9 protein-coding genes and 1 pseudogene are annotated in these 12,848 nt (G+C 77.5%); 5 read left to right on the plus strand and 5 right to left on the minus strand.

Features of this window, described 5'->3' with window-relative positions; all coding sequences use genetic code 11:
- The first annotated feature begins 80 nt into the window (after positions 1-80).
- Complete coding sequence (locus tag ACK586_RS08710) at positions 81-1,133, plus strand: SDR family oxidoreductase (RefSeq protein WP_409330074.1); 1,053 nt, start codon at positions 81-83, stop codon at positions 1,131-1,133.
- A gap of 1,922 nt (positions 1,134-3,055) precedes the next feature.
- On the opposite strand, the pseudogene ACK586_RS08715 reads toward ACK586_RS08710, so the two are convergent.
- Positions 3,056-4,603: pseudogene (locus ACK586_RS08715) on the minus strand (AfsR/SARP family transcriptional regulator); the annotation flags it as partial.
- Here ACK586_RS08715 and ACK586_RS08720 point away from each other — a divergent pair.
- On the plus strand, positions 4,496-5,941 hold the full coding sequence (locus ACK586_RS08720; RefSeq protein WP_409330075.1) for an FAD-binding oxidoreductase: 1,446 nt from the start codon (positions 4,496-4,498) through the stop codon (positions 5,939-5,941). The pseudogene ACK586_RS08715 and the gene ACK586_RS08720 overlap by 108 nt on opposite strands.
- Before the next feature lie 69 nt (positions 5,942-6,010).
- Here the strand turns inward: ACK586_RS08720 and ACK586_RS08725 are convergent, their stop codons facing one another.
- Complete coding sequence (locus tag ACK586_RS08725; RefSeq protein ID WP_409330076.1) at positions 6,011-7,705, minus strand: FAD-binding oxidoreductase; 1,695 nt, start codon at positions 7,703-7,705, stop codon at positions 6,011-6,013.
- 15 nt (positions 7,706-7,720) lie between these two features.
- On the opposite strand from ACK586_RS08725, the gene ACK586_RS08730 reads away from it, so the two are divergent.
- Positions 7,721-9,241, plus strand: a complete 1,521-nt coding sequence (locus tag ACK586_RS08730; protein ID WP_409330077.1) for a glycerol-3-phosphate dehydrogenase/oxidase — start codon at positions 7,721-7,723, stop codon at positions 9,239-9,241.
- Positions 9,242-9,404: 163 nt separating this feature from the next.
- Positions 9,405-10,199 carry a methyltransferase domain-containing protein gene (locus tag ACK586_RS08735; protein ID WP_409330078.1) on the plus strand — a complete coding sequence of 265 codons (795 nt, stop codon included), beginning with the start codon at positions 9,405-9,407 and terminating at the stop codon, positions 10,197-10,199.
- Positions 10,200-10,270: 71 nt separating this feature from the next.
- Here the strand turns inward: ACK586_RS08735 and ACK586_RS08740 are convergent, their stop codons facing one another.
- Entirely contained in the window at positions 10,271-11,026 is a 756-nt protein-coding gene (locus ACK586_RS08740) for a MerR family transcriptional regulator (RefSeq protein WP_409330079.1), read from the minus strand.
- A 53-nt stretch (positions 11,027-11,079) separates the two neighbouring features.
- On the minus strand, positions 11,080-11,511 hold the full coding sequence (locus ACK586_RS08745) for a MarR family winged helix-turn-helix transcriptional regulator (protein WP_409330080.1): 432 nt from the start codon (positions 11,509-11,511) through the stop codon (positions 11,080-11,082).
- Positions 11,512-11,966: 455 nt separating this feature from the next.
- Here ACK586_RS08745 and ACK586_RS08750 point away from each other — a divergent pair, with 455 nt between their 5' ends.
- A complete protein-coding gene (locus ACK586_RS08750; protein ID WP_409330081.1) occupies positions 11,967-12,476 on the plus strand; it encodes a Rossmann-fold NAD(P)-binding domain-containing protein in 510 nt (169 codons plus the stop codon).
- Here ACK586_RS08750 and ACK586_RS08755 read toward each other — a convergent pair.
- Positions 12,455-12,844 carry a hypothetical protein gene (locus tag ACK586_RS08755; protein ID WP_409330082.1) on the minus strand — a complete coding sequence of 130 codons (390 nt, stop codon included), beginning with the start codon at positions 12,842-12,844 and terminating at the stop codon, positions 12,455-12,457. The two genes, ACK586_RS08750 and ACK586_RS08755, sit on opposite strands and share 22 nt — an antisense overlap.
- Positions 12,845-12,848: the final 4 nt, after the last annotated feature.

The following is a 12,848-nucleotide window of genomic DNA, read 5'->3' on the forward strand; positions in this document are numbered from 1 at the left end:
GCCACCGGCGGCCCGCGGCCGCTCGGTAGCGTCGTCCGGCCGGGGGACGCCGACCTCCCCCGCCGGAGCGGAGGTACGGCGTGGACCTGTTCGACCTGTCCGGGAAGGTCGCCGTCGTCACCGGCGGCACCCGCGGCATCGGCATGATGATGGCCCGCGGGCTGCTGCAGGCCGGCGCGGCGGTGTTCATCAGCTCGCGCAAGGCCGACGCCGGCGAGGCCGCCGTCGCCGAGCTCGCGCCGTTCGGGCAGGTGGAGTCCCTCCCGGCCGACGTCTCCACCGAGGCCGAGTGCCTGCGGCTGGCCGAGGAGGTCGGCCGGCGCACCGACCGGCTGCACGTGCTGGTCAACAACGCCGGCGCAACCTGGGGCGCGCCCTACGAGGAGTTCCCCGCGGCGGCGTGGGACAAGGTGCTCGACCTCAACCTCAAGGCGCCGTTCTTCCTGACCCGGGCCCTCACGCCGCTGCTCGAGGCCGCGGCCACGCCCGACGACCCCGCCCGCGTGGTGAACGTCGGCAGTATCGACGGCCTGCACGTGCCCGCGGTGCCCACCTACTCGTACTCGGCCAGCAAGGCCGGCGTCCACCAGCTGACCCGGGTGCTGGCCCGGGAGCTCGGTCCGCGGGGGATCACGGTCAACGCCGTGGCGCCCGGGCCGTTCGAGTCGAAGATGATGGCCGCGACCCTGGCCGCGCACGGGGACGAGATCGCGGCGTCCGCCCCGCTGAGGCGCATCGGCCGCCCCGACGACATGGCCGGCGTCGTCGTCTACCTGACCAGCCGGGCCGGCGCGTACGTGACCGGTGCCGTCATCCCCGTCGACGGCGCGCGCCCCACCCCCCTCAGCAGGCGATGTGGCCACTGCGGCGGATGGGTGGGGCACGCCCCTCTCGCCGACGTGGCCACGTCGGCGAGAGGGGGCCGGCGTCAGGCGGACTCGGCGGCAGGACGGCGACGGCGGGCCGGTCGCCGCGCCGCCGACTCCGGCACCCGCGCCAGGTGCGCCTCGGCGAGCGCGACCTGGTGCGGGGACCCGACCGCCGACCCCTGCCTCCGGGCGCCCTGCCACCACTCGCGGGCGGCCACGGTGTCGCCCTGGTGCTCGGCGACCCGGCCCAGCAGCTCGTCGTAGGCGCCGAGGCTGAACGACGGCGTCCCCAGCACCGCCTGCCGGCCGCGGAAGGGCAGCAGCTGCACGACGGCGACCTCGACCTCGGGCTCGTCGCCCAGCAGCAGCGCCGTCTCGGCCTCGAGCAGCACCGCGACGTCGCTGGCCCAGTCGCGCACCTGCGTGCGTCCCCACCGCCGGCGCAGCCGGCGGGCCTCGGCGAGGTCCCCGGACTCGGCGGCGGCCAGCACGGCCATCAGCTGCAGCAGCGGATTGCCCTCGTCGCCGGTCTCGACCAGCAGGTCGATCGCCTCCGGCAGCCGGGAGTCCCCGCGGCGCAGGGTGAACTGGTGGGCGGCGAAGGCGTGCCGCGCGTGCGGGGTGACCCGCCGGTACAGCTCGTAGGCCTCGGTGGTCAGCTCCTCGGCGCGGACGGCGTCGCCGCGCAGCCACGCCGCGCCGGCCTGCTGCCACAGCACGTGCGGGCGCACCTCCGGGCCCGACAGCGACGCCGACAGCCGGCGGGCGGCGTCCAGGTCGTCGTCGAACCCGCGCCGGTCGGCCAGGTGCAGCCGGATGGCGGCGCGGTGCAGGCGCGCGAAGAACTCGGTGCGCCGCGGCAGCCCGCGGCCGGCCAGCGCGAGCGCCTCGTCGGTGGCGGCCAGCCGTTGCTCGGCCGCGCCCGGCCGTCCCCACACCGCCAGCGAGAAGTTGTTGAGCGCGCGCCCGAGCAGCTCCGGATCGCCCACGCCGCGCGCCAGTTCCACGGCCTGCTGGGCGTAGCGCGGGCCGCGCTGCAGGTCCTCGCTGAAGGCCAGCTCGACGCCGAGTGTGCCCAGCAGGCGGGCGGCCAGCCGGTCGCGGTCGGCGTCCGACGCTGTGCCGTCCCCCAGCCCACCCAACTGGTCCCGGTGCGCCAGCAGGTCCTCCAGCAGCGCGACCATCTCGTGGTCGACGACGCCGTGCGGCCGCCAGTTCCACAGCGTGGGCGAGCCCCATACCGAGGCCGCCTCCAGCAGGCAGCGCCGGTCGCCGAGGTCGCGGGCGACGGAGATCGCCTGGGCCACCACCTCACGGGCCTCGGTCCGCTCGCCGCTGCGCAGCAGGTCGTCGCCGAGCGCCGTGAGCAGGTCGTGCCGGGTGCGGGCGGCGTCGGGCTCGGCCGGGTCGATGAGGTCCCGGGCGCGCCTCGTGTGCGCGGCGGCCTCGCCGTGCGCCAGCCGGGCCCGGGCGGCCTCGGCCGCGGCGGTCGACCACCGGCGGGCCGGACCGGGACCGGCCACGGGCACGGCGTCGACGAAGTGGTGCGCCAGCCGCTCCAGCAGCGTGTCCTCGCGCGCCCCGCCGGCCAGCCGCTGCTCCAGCGCGGCGCCGAGCTTCGCGTGCAGCCGGGCCCGCCGGAGCACGCCCAGGTCGCCGGCGAGCACCTCCTGCACCAGGGCGTGCGCGAACCGCCAGCTCCACGCGCTCTCCCCCTGCACGACCAGGCCCAGCGCCATGGCCGAGTCCAGCGCGTCGAGCGCGTCCTCCGCGGGGGTGCCGGCCGCCTCGAGGAGGTCCAGGCTCACCTCCCGGCCGGCGAGGGCGGCCAGCTCGAGCACGGCGCGGGTGCCCTGCGGCAGCCGCTCGAGCCGGGTGCGCAGCACCGCACCGACCGAGGGCGGCACGGGCACCCGGTCGAGGTCCTGCGCGCCGGCCATCCAGCGGGTCAGCTCGACGACGAAGAACGGGTTGCCGGCGGTGCGGTCGTGCACCGTCGCGGCCAGGGAGGCGTCCCCCGCCGATCCCAGCTGCGCGGCCAGCAGCGCCGCCACCTCGTCGGTGTCCAGCCCCTCCAGCCGCAGCCTGCTGGCCACCGGCTCGCGGCCCAGGCGTGCCAGGCAGTCGGCCACCGGCGCGGGCAGCTCCTCGCCGACGTCGCGGACGGTGACCAGCACCAGCAGCGCCAGCCGCGGCATGTGCCGGGCGACCAGGGACAGCAGCTGCACCGAGGTCGTGTCGGCGCCCTGCAGGTCGTCGAGGACCACGAGCAGCGGCTGGCGGGCCGCGGCGGCCGACAGGCGGGTGCGCAGGTCCTCGAACAGCCGGAACCGGGCCGCGTCGGGGTCCTCCTCGGCGATCGGCGCCAGCCGCTCCTGGCCCAGCGCCTCCAGCACCTGGGTCCACGGCCACAGCGCCGGCGCGCCCGCGTCGTCGGCGCACCGGCTCCAGGCGACCGCCCAGCCGGCCGACCGGGCGACCTCGGCGGCGGCCTCGGCCAGCCGGGTCTTGCCGATCCCGGCCTCGCCGCCCACGACGACGACGGCGGGCCGCCCGCCGGCGGCGAGGTCCAGCGCGACGCGCAGCTGCGCCAGCTCGACGGCGCGCCCGACCAGCGACTCCGCGCCCGGCAGCGGCAACGGCGCCGCCGCCGCAGGGGCCGGGACGACGGCGAGCTGCGGGCGGGGCACCCGCTCGGTGAGCTTCGGGTCCTGCCGCAGCACCGCCTGCTCCAGGTCGCGCAGCTCCGGGCCGGGGTCGATGCCCAGCTCCTCGCGCAGCAGCTCGGCGCAGCGGCGCAGCGCGTCGAGGGCGTCGGCCTGCCGGTCGGCGGCGTACAGGGCGGTGACCAGCCGCGCCCACAGCCGCTCGCGCAGCGGGTGCTCGGCGACCAGGCGCTGCAGGTCGGGCACGGCGGCCTCGGGCCGGCCCGCCGCCAGCAGCGCGTCGCAGCGGCGCTCGCGGGCGCGCACGTGCAGCTCGGTGAGCCGCAACCGGTCGGTGGCGGCCGACGGCTGGTCGCCGAGCTCGGCGAGCGGCTCGCCGCGCCACAGCTCCAGCGCCTGGTCGAGCAGGGCCCCACCCCGGACGGCGTCCCCGGCCTCGACGGCGCGGTCGCCCTCCTCCACCAGCTGGGCGAAGCGCAGGCTGTCCAGCTGGTCGGCGCCGACCTGGATCAGGTAGCCCGGAGCCCGGGTGAGCAGGACCTCGGGTGGCCGGCGCGGCCCGCGGTTCGGCTCGAGCACCCGCCGCAGGTGCGACACGTAGGCCTGCAGCGTCCCGGTGACGGTGGGCGGCGGCTCGTCGCCCCACAGCGTGGCGATGATCCGGTCCAGGCCGACGGCCCGGCCGGGCTCGGACAGCAGCAGGGCGAGGAGCGCGCGGGGTTTGGCGCCGCCGACGTCCAGCGGCCGACCGTCGGGAGCCGTGACCTCGAGCGGTCCGAGGACGCGGTAGTGCACGAGGCGGGATCCTCGCAGCCGCACGCCCGGAACGGGAGGGTTCCGCGCGCGGCCGGCTCGAGTCGGGCCCAAGTGGGGGCCAAGTCCGGGCCAAGCGCCGGCCAAGGCGCGCCCGCGAGGGTCGGTGCCGACCCCAGTTTCGACGCCCGACGAGGAAGCCCTCCCATGAGTCTGACCCAGGACCCCCAGAACCTGCTCGACGACACCGCGCTGGCCCCCCTGGCCCCGGCCGTCCCCGCCGCCGACGTCGACGCGCTGCGCGCCCGCGTGCACGGCCCGGTCTACGCCGCCGGGGACGACGGGCTGGTCGCCGAGGTCGCGGCCTGGAACGTCGCCGTCCAGCACACCCCCGCACTGGCGGTCGGCGCCACCTGCGCCGCCGACGTCGTCGCCGCCGTGCGGTTCGCCGTCGCCCACGACCTCCCGGTCGCCGTCCAGGCCACCGGCCACGGCCCGGTGCGCAACGCCGCCGGCGCCCTGATGATCACGACCCGCCGCATGCAGGGCGTCGTCGTCGACCCGCAGCGCCGCACCGCCCGCGTGCAGGCCGGCGTCCGCTGGGCCGCCGTCCTCGAGGCCGCCGCCGAGCACGGGCTGACCGGCCTGTGCGGGTCGTCGTCGGACGTCGGCGTCGTCGGCTACACCCTCGGCGGCGGGCACGGCTCGCTCGGCCGGCGGTTCGGCTTCGCCGCCGACCACGTGCAGGCCGTCGAGATCGTCACGGCCGACGGGGCGCTGCGCCGGGTCGACGCCGCCACCGAGCCCGAGCTGTTCTGGGCGGTCCGCGGCGGCAAGGGCTCGTTCGGCGTCGTCACCGCGATCGAGATCGGGCTGGTGCCGGTGCGCTCGATCGTCGGCGGCGGCATCTTCTTCGCCGCCGAGGACGCCGCCGCCGTCCTGCACGCCTACCGCACGTGGGCGCCGACCTTGCCCGAGACCGTGGCCACCTCGGTCGCCGTGCTGCGCCTGCCCCCGCTGCCCGAGCTGCCGCCGCCGCTGCAGGGGCAGACCGTCGTGCACCTGCGCTACGCCTACTCCGGCGACGACCCGGCCGAGGGCGAGCGCCTGGTGGAGCCGATGAAGGCCGCCGGCCGGATCGTGCTCGGCGCGATCACCCCGCTGCTCACCACCGAGATGGACGCCGTCCACATGGATCCGAAGGACCCCATGCCCGGCTGGGAGAAGGGGATGCTGCTGGCCGAGCTGACCGAGGAGACGGTCGACGCGTTCCTCGCCGCCGCCGGGCCGGACGTGCCGGTGCCGCTGGTGATGGCCGAGATCCGCCAGCTGGGCGGGGCGCTGTCGCGGCCGGCCGCCGTGCCCAACGCCGTGGCCGGGCGGTCCGGGGCCTGGTCGGTGCTGGTGCTCGGCCCGATGGTGCCCGAGCTCGCCGAGGTCCTGCCGCAGGTGGGCCGCGGTGTGCTCGAGGCGCTGCGGCCGTGGGCCGCGCCGGGCTGCATGGTCAACTTCCTGGGCGACGTCTCGGGTCCCGAGGAGGTCCTCGCGGCCTACGACCCGGCCGACGCCGAGCGGCTCCTCGCGGTCAAGCGCGCGGTCGACCCGGACGACGTCTTCTCCCACGGCCACGCGCTGCGTGCCCGCACACGGTGACGGCCGACGGCCCCCTCGTAGGGACCCGGCCCGCGCGGAGCGTGGGTCGGGGGACGAGGGGGTCCGTCTTCAGTCGGGCAGGAGGACGCCGGGGTTGCAGATGCCCGTGGGGTCCAGCCGCTGCTTGACCGCGCGCAGCACCTCGACGCCCAGCGGCCCGACCTCGCGCTCCAGCCAGGGGCGGTGGTCGGCGCCGACGGCGTGGTGGTGGGTGAGCGTGCCGCCGGCGGCCAGCAGGGCGTCGGTGGCCTCCCGTTTGGCGGCCAGCCACTGCTGGATCGGCAGGTCGTCGTCCCGGTCGGCGAGCACGGTGACGTAGAGCGAGGCGCCGGTCGGGTAGCCGTGCGAGACGTGGCTCATGACCAGCGGACGGCGCCCGCCCCGCGTCAGCGACCGGGCCAGCGCGCGCCGCACCGCGTCGTACACCGTCGGCAGCGCCGACCAGGTCGCCGCCGTCTCCAGCGTCTCGACCAGCAGCCCGGAGTCCATCAGCCGGTCGCGCAGGTAGGGCGCCTCGAACCGGTGCCTGCGCCACGACTCGCCCACCTGCCGGCCGACGCCGATCGCGCCGCCCTCGCGCAGCACCGAGGCGGCGGCCCTCCGGCGGGCGCGGACCAGCGTCGGCAGGCCCTCCCAGCCGACCACGAGCAGGCACCCCTCGCCGTGCCGGCGGGCCCGCAGCGTGGCGCGCAGCGCGCGGGCGCCGGCGCCCGACGCCATGAGCAGGTTGGCGCGGCTCTCGTCCGGGTCGGAGAGCCGGACGACGTCGGGCAGCAGGTCGTGCCGGGCCAGCCGCTGCAGCCCGGCCAGCCCGGCCGCCCAGCTGCGGAACGACCAGCCCTCGTAGCGGGTGGTCCGCGGGCGCGGGCGTACGCGCAGCCGCAGTTCGGTGATCACGCCCAGCGCGCCCTCCGAGCCCAGGGCCAGGCCCAGCAGGTCGGGTCCGGCGGCGCTCGCGGGCGGGTGCCCGAGCTCCAGCACGCCGGTGGGCGTGGCCAGGGTCAGCCCGGCCACGAGGTCGTCGAACCGGCCCACCCCGGTCGAGGCCTGCCCCGCCGAGCGGGTCGCCGCGTAGCCGCCGAGGGTGGCGAACTCCCAGCTCTGCGGCAGGTGGCCCAGCGTCAGGCCCTGCGGGGCGAGGGCCTCCTCCAGCGCCGGCCCGCGCATGCCCGGGCCGACGGTCACCAGCGAGGAGGGGACGTCGACGTCGGCGATCGACGCCATCCGGCGCAGGTCCAGCGCGACGGCCGGTCGGTCGTCGGGGTCCATCCCGGACAGGCCGCCGACCACGCTGGTCCCGCCCCCGAACGGGACGACGACCACGCCGTGCTCCGCGCACGCCGCCAGGACCGCGGCGGTCTCGGCGGTGTCGCCGGGGGTGAGGACGGCGTCGGGCGCGTCGGAGGCGTCGCCCTCCCGCCGGCGCAGCAGATCCAGGTAGCTCTTGCCGCCGGTGCGCCGCAGCCGCGACTCCCGGTCGGTGGCCACGTTCTCCTCGCCGAGCAGCGCGACCAGCGCCGCGCGCGCCGCCTCGGGCAGCCGGCTGGGCGCCAGCCGGATGTCGGCCACCCGGACCCCCGGGGTCGGCCGCGGCGTCCAGCCCAGCTCGCGGGCGAGGTGCCGCCGGGCCGCGCGGGGCAGGTCGGGGTCGCGGGCGAGCTCCAGCGAGCCCTCCGCCGCCTCCTCGGGACCGGGCTCGACCGTGGCCACGCGGGAGCCCCCCGGCCCCCATCCCTGGATCGTCAGTTCCGGCTGCTCGGGCACGGCTACAGTCTGCCGGTGCCCCGGAACGCCCCCGTGCCCGGCGCCCTGACCGCCGCCCGGCGCGCCGCTGACCTGCAGGCACTCGCCGGCGGGGCGGTCGACGTGGTCGTCGTCGGCGGTGGGGTGACCGGTGCCGGGGTGGCCCTCGACGCCGCCGCGCGCGGCCTGTCGGTCGCCCTGCTGGAGCGGGCCGACCTCGCGTCGGGCACCAGCCGCTGGTCGTCGAAGCTGGTCCATGGGGGGCTGCGCTACCTCGCGCACGGCGAGCTCGGCCTGGCCCGTGAGTCGGCCCGCGAGCGCGCCGTCCTGATGGGCGCCACCGCGCCGCACCTGGTCCGGCCGCTGCCCTTCCTCGTGCCCGACGTCGCCGGCCGGGACGTCACCGCGCTGGCCGAGGTCGGGGGGCGGCTGGGCGATGCGGTGCGCGCCTCGGTGCCCGGCGGACGGCGGTCACTGCCGTCCACCGCCCGGGTCGGCGCGGCGGAGGTGGCCCGGGCGACGCCGGCGGTGCGGCCCGGCCGTGGCGGCGTCGTCTTCTGGGACGGGCAGCTGGCCGACGACGCGCGCCTGGTCGTCGCCCTGGCCCGGACGGCGGCCGCGCTGGGCGCCCGGGTGGTGACGGGGGCGGCGGTGACCGGGGTGGACGGGCGGACCGTGCACGTGGCCCCGGACGACGGGGCGCCGTTCGAGCTGCGCGCCGGCGCGGTGGTCAACGCGGCGGGGGTGTGGGCGCAGCGGCTGGCGCCCGGTGTCCGGCTGGTGCCCTCCCGGGGATCGCACCTGGTCGTGCGCGCGGAGCGGCTGGGCGGGCCGTCCGCCGCGCTGACCGTGCCCCTGCCCGGGTCGCGCTCCCGCTACGTGTTCGCGCTGCCGCAGCCCGGCGGGTTGGTGTACCTCGGGCTGACCGACGAGCCGGTGGCCGGGCCGGTGCCCGACGAGGACCCGGAGCCCTCACCCGCCGAGGTGTCGCAGCTGCTGGAGACGGTGAACCGGGTGCTGGCCGAGCCGCTGACCGCTGCGGACGTCGTCGGCTCCTACGCCGGGCTGCGGCCGCTGGTGCTCCCGGCGTCGGCCGGCACCGGCCCGGGCGACGCCACCGCCGACCTCTCCCGCAGGCACCTGCTGTCTTGGGAGGGCGACGTGCTCACCGTCGTCGGCGGGAAGCTGACCACCTACCGGGCGATGGCCGAGGAGACGGTGGACGCCGTGGGTGCCCGCCTCGGCCGGGGCGCGCGCCGGTCGGTCACGGCGCGGCTGCCGCTGCGGGGGGCCGCGCCGCGCCCGGCGCTGGCCCGGGTCGACGCCCCGGACCGGCTGGTCGCCCTCTACGGCACCGAGGCGCCGGTCGTCGCGGGCCTCGGGGCGGAGCCGGTGGTCGAGGGCCGCCCGGAGACGGTGGGGGAGCTGCGCTTCGCCGTCCGCGCGGAGGGGGCCCGCAGCGTGTCGGACCTGCTGGACCGGCGGACCCGGATCGGCCTGGTGCCCGCCGACCGGGTGCGCGCGGTCGCCGCCGCCGAGGCCGTCCTCGCCGAGTAGCGCCGCTCACCCGCGCCGTCCGCCGGAGTGGCCACTTCGGCGGGAGTGTGGGGCGCAACCCGTCCGCCGCAGTGGCCACTTCGGCGGGGATGGGGGGTGGAGCCGTCCCGCATGATGAGAAAGATGTTCCGTCCTATGGGATTACGGGTCCATGATCGGCGACGTGGACACGTACACGCACGGGCACGCCGAGCCGGTCCTGCAGTCGCACCGGTGGCGCACCGCGGAGAACTCCGCGGGCTACCTCCTCCCGCACCTGCGCCCCGGCCTCGACCTGCTCGACGTGGGATGCGGACCGGGGACGATCACCGTCGACCTGGCCCGCCGGGTGGCGCCGGGACGGGTGATCGGCCTCGACGTCTCACCCGCGCCGCTGGACGAGGCGCGGTCGCTGGCCGGCCGGGCGGGCGTCGCCGTCACCTTCGCCGTCGGCGACGTCTACGCGCTGGAGGCTGCCGACGACTCGTTCGACGTCGTCCACGCCCACCAGGTGCTCCAGCACCTGACCGACCCGATCGCCGCGCTGCGCGAGATGGCACGGGTCTGCCGGCCCGGTGGGGCGGTCGCGGTGCGCGACGTCGACTACGCCGCCACGACCTGGTTCCCGCTCGACCCGGGGCTGGACCGCTGGCTGGACCTGTACCAGCGGGTGGCGCGGGCCAACGGCGCCGAGCCCGACGCCGGCCGGCGGCTGCTGTCGTGGGCGCACGCGGCCGGGCTGCGCGACGTCGTCGCCACGGCGTCGTCCTGGTGCTGGGCGAGCTCCGCCGAGCGCGAGTGGTGGGGCACCTCGTGGGCCGGCCGGGCGACGGCCTCGGCCTTCGCCGAGCAGGCGGTGGCCTACGGCCTGGCGACCCGCGACGAGCTGGACGACGTCGCCGCCGCCTGGCGACGGTGGGCCGCGGCCGACGACGGCTGGCTCGGGATGCTGCACGGCGAGCTGCTCATCCGCGCCTGACGCCGCGAGATCTGCACACTCGTCACCATCGGCCCGCGATGGTGACGAGTGTGCAGATCTCGTCGAGCAGGTCAGTCGGCCTGGCGGGCGGCGTTGGCCTGGACGGCGGTGCTCACCCACTGCGCGAGCCCGGGCGCGACCGCCTCGTAGGTGGCGGTGAACCGCTCGTCCTCGACGTGCATCCGCCCGAGCCCGGCGTGCATCTCCGGCGAGCAGTCGTAGAAGTCCCGGCTGATCTGCTGCCGGTGCTCCTCGGCGAGGTCCATCGCCGGCGGCGAGTCGGGCTCGACGCCGCCGCGCAGCGCCTCGGCCATCCGCCGCGTCAGGTCCTCGCCCTCGGACCTGATCCGCAGCCAGTCGTCCTTGGTGTAGCGGGCGGCCCGCTGCCGGGACTGCGCGTAGGCGTCCGTGTCGCCCCAGCGCTCGCGCACCTCGGCCTCGTACCGCGCCGGGTCGTGCCGGCCGAACACCTCGAACCGCTCCTCGGGGGTCAGGGAGATCCCCATCTGCCGTGCCTCCATCTCTCGCTCGACGGCCGCGAGCAGCCGCCGGTCGGCCTCGACCCGGTCCCGGAGCAGCCGGTGCTGGCGGCGCAGGTGCTCCAGGGGATCGGCGTCGGGGTCGTCCAGCAGCGTCGCGACCTCCTCGAGGCCGAACCCGAGCCCGCGGTAGACCAGCACCTGGTGCAGCCGGTCGAGGTCGGCGGCCGAGTACCGCCGGTACCCGGCCGCGCTGCGCGCCGACGGCGACAGCAGCCCGATCCGGTCGTAGTGGTGCAGCGTGCGCACCGTGACCCCGGTCCGGGCCGCGACCTCACCCACGTGCACGGGTCCTCCTCTCTCGTACGCTGTCCAGTGCACGGCCTGACGTCGCGTCAGGGTCAAGCGGGATCGGCGGGCGGGTCGGCCGCCAGCAGCTTGCCGAGCAGCCCGGACAGCTGGTGCCGCTCGCCGGCGCTCAGGCGGGCGAGGCGTGCGGCGGGAAAGCCGAAGGCCTGGCGGACCTCGCGGTGCACCCGGCGGCCGGCCGGGGTGATCGACACCCGCTTGACCCGGCGGTCCGCCGGGTCGGGTGCGCGGGTCACCCACCCCCGGCCCTCGGCCCGCGCCACGAGCTGGGTCACGTTCGAGGCGTCGCAGAGCAGGTCCGCCGCGAGCTCGCCCATGGCGCGGTCGCCCCCGGTCAGGCTGTCGAGCAGGCAGGCCTGGGCGGCGCTCAGCCCGGCCTGCTGGGCCGCGCGGTCGTACGCCGCGTCGTAGGCGTACACGAGGTCCCACAGCTGCTGGTCCAGCGTGCCCGTTCCCTCGGTCATCCTCCGAGATTAGTTGACCCACTCAGGTGACCGTGCTTGCCTCGGTCGGATATTTCAGTGACTCAAATATTCGGAGGAGGAGCCATGACCCGTGTTCTCGTCACCGGTGTCCGCGGCAAGACCGGCGTCCCCCTGGCGGGGTTGCTCGCCGCGCGGGGCGCCGAGGTGCTCGGCGGCAGCAGCGACCCGGCGGCGGTCGACCTCGACGGTGTGCGGCCGACCGGCTTCTCCTGGGACCGCCCGGCGGGCTGGACGGCGGCGGCGGAGGGGGTCGACGCCGTGTACGTCGTCCGGCCGGACCGGGCGGACGCACCGGAGCTGGTGGCCGCCCTGCTCGAGGTCCTGCCGGACTCGGCGCGCGTGGTGCTGCTGTCCGAGCAGGACGCGGACTCCTCGGGGCCCGACGGCTGGGCGCCGCGGGTCGAGCGTGCGGTGCGCCGCGGGTCGAGCGTGCGGTGCGCCGCGGGTCGAGCGCCTGGACCGTCCTGCGGCCGAGCTGGTTCATGCAGGTCCTCACCGATCCGCGCTTCGGCCTGGACCGGGCCGTGGCCGGCGGGGAGCTGCCGTTCGCGAGCGGTGGCGCGCGCATCGCCTGGATCGACGCGCGCGACATCGCCGCGGTCGCCGAGCGGGCGCTGCTCGACGACGGGCACCACGGCGCCGTGTACGAGCTGACCGGCCCCGAGGCGCTGTCGCTGCCGCACGCCGCGGAGCTGCTGTCCCGCGCCGTGGGAAGCCCCGTGGCGCACCGCGAGCTGACGACGGCCGAGGCCGTGACCGGGGCCGAGGGGTTCGACCGCGAGCTGCTCGAGCTCACCTACGAGCGCGTACGCGGGGGCAGCTTCGCGACCGTGACCGACGCCGTCGAGCGGGTGACCGGGCGGCCGGCCCGGTCGCTGGCCGGCTTCCTCGCCGACGCCGGTCCGCGGCTCCGCCGCGCCGGTCAGGCCGTGCCGAGCGCCTGAGGGGCGGCGGCGTCGACGGTCGGGACGACACCCGCGCTGCCGGGCAGCGACACGTTGTCGAAGCCGGTCAGCCGCTCGCGCCACGCCCGCATCGCCCCGCGGTGCGGCTCGGCGCGGGCGAAGGCGCGCACGGCGGCCTCGTCGTCCCACCACGAGACGGTGGTGAAGATCCGCGCCAGCGGCTGCGCGCGCAGCTGCAGCGACCGGGCGCCGGGGGAGCGCGCCAGCTGGCGGCGGACGGCCAGCGAGGTCCGCAGCATCGCCGGGACGTCGCGGGACCGGCGCAGCCGCAGCCGGGTGACCAGGACGACGCCGTCGCCGGGGGCCTCCCGGTCGGCGGTCCACGGCAGGTCGGGGATGAAGGGCACGGCG

Source organism: Trujillonella humicola (assembly GCF_046233715.1).
Taxonomy (GTDB): domain Bacteria; phylum Actinomycetota; class Actinomycetes; order Mycobacteriales; family Geodermatophilaceae; genus Trujillonella; species Trujillonella humicola.